Source organism: Xanthomarina maritima (assembly GCF_008084905.1).
In the GTDB taxonomy this organism is placed as follows: Bacteria; Bacteroidota; Bacteroidia; order Flavobacteriales; family Flavobacteriaceae; genus Xanthomarina; species Xanthomarina maritima.
Genome location: NZ_VSFC01000008.1, coordinates 1 through 1,409 on the forward strand (window position 1 = coordinate 1; position 1,409 = coordinate 1,409).

Here is a 1,409-nt window from a genome sequence, read left to right on the forward strand (position 1 = left end):
TTAGTCCTTGCCAACGCAACGAAACCATACACAAACACGTTGTAAAACATTTGAAAAACACCCATTAGTTTGAATAATAAACTTGCCTTTTTATTAATTTTACTAACATTCGGACTAAATTCCTGCGACAATCTGACTCCAAAAGAATCTTTTGATAAAGTTGTTTATGATGAATATCACTATAAATATGAAGGAATAATTATTGACAAATATATTGACAAACAAAATCACGCAACACCAATTATAATTATTCGAAATGAAATTTTTGGTGACAACAAAAAAGACTTTATTTTTCAAAGTTCAGATTTTTTTGATTTTTTCAAAGTTGGAGATACGATATCAAAAAAAAGAAAATCTTTATTAATAAATATCAAAAGGAAAGATCTAGACACATTAATGAAATTGGATTTCGGCAAATTTAAGCGGAATGAAAAATATTATTCTGAAAATAAGTATATAAACGAACTTGAATAAAAAACGTTTTACAACACTGTGTATAAAAAATGCTTATTTTAGTGCTTAACCAAAGAAAAGTGCGTGTTTGCTTTCTTCCGATTTTCCTACGGAAAATCCTCTGACACATACACGCACTTTTCATACACGAAACCGTTGGCATTAATTTGAATGAAGAACATTTTAGCATACATTTTATTAATTTTCCTAATTAGTTGTTCTTCTACAAAACAGAAAGAAAAATTAATTGGAAATTGGTATTCAAATAGTAATGACAACTATGGGTTTATAGAATTTCAATTTTATAATGACTCGCTTATTTCTTATGATAAGCTTGGAAAAAACTTCGCACAATGGGAAGTTAGTAAAGACAAAATTCACTTAACACATATAAAAGGATTTATTGATAAAAAGCAATTAACTTATTCTTATAAATTAGATAAATCAAACGAATTACTTATCCTTAAAATTTTAAGAGACACTATAATTCAACTCCCTGAACTAATTAAAGCTAAAAATACTTATGACTTTTTCCAAAAATATGTAGGTATTGAAATTGACTTACCAATAAAGGAAACGAAATTAGAGCAAATTGGTTTACCCAGTAATCTGAATTTTAATGTTTATGTCGGTTTTGTTGACAACAATTTAAAAGTCAAAACCGATTTAGCATCTGACTTAAATAATTTGGATGGTGAAGTAAACAAGTTTAAAGAACACTCACGGGATGAATTAAAGCCGTTCTTGAGGTTTAACTTAATTGCCGACATGAATGTAACAGAATCTCAAATGGATTCAATTAAAAGCATTCTTAAACAAACTTCAATTGAGCGGATTTTTAGAACATACAAAAGCAAACAAGCCGATTATGAAAATAATTTGAATTGGTTTGGACAAAAAGAATAAAAACTAATGCCAACAAAGAACTGAGTTAAAAAACAAGCAATTTCAAGCTA

At 27.8% G+C, this 1,409-nt stretch carries 2 protein-coding genes; both read left to right on the plus strand.

Annotation, left to right across the window (positions count from 1 at the left end; genetic code table 11):
• Positions 1 to 69 precede the first annotated feature (69 nt).
• Entirely contained in the window at positions 70 to 474 is a 405-nt protein-coding gene (locus FVF61_RS01265) for a hypothetical protein (RefSeq protein ID WP_148452439.1), read from the plus strand.
• A gap of 150 nt (positions 475 to 624) precedes the next feature.
• Entirely contained in the window at positions 625 to 1,359 is a 735-nt protein-coding gene (locus FVF61_RS01270; RefSeq protein WP_148452441.1) for a hypothetical protein, read from the plus strand.
• Positions 1,360 to 1,409 lie beyond the last annotated feature (50 nt).

What these genes read in the sequence shown, in the direction of transcription:
- FVF61_RS01270 (WP_148452441.1), top strand. Translation starts at nt 625, where the DNA reads ATGAAGAACATTTTAGCATACATTTTATTAATTTTCCTAATTAGTTGT.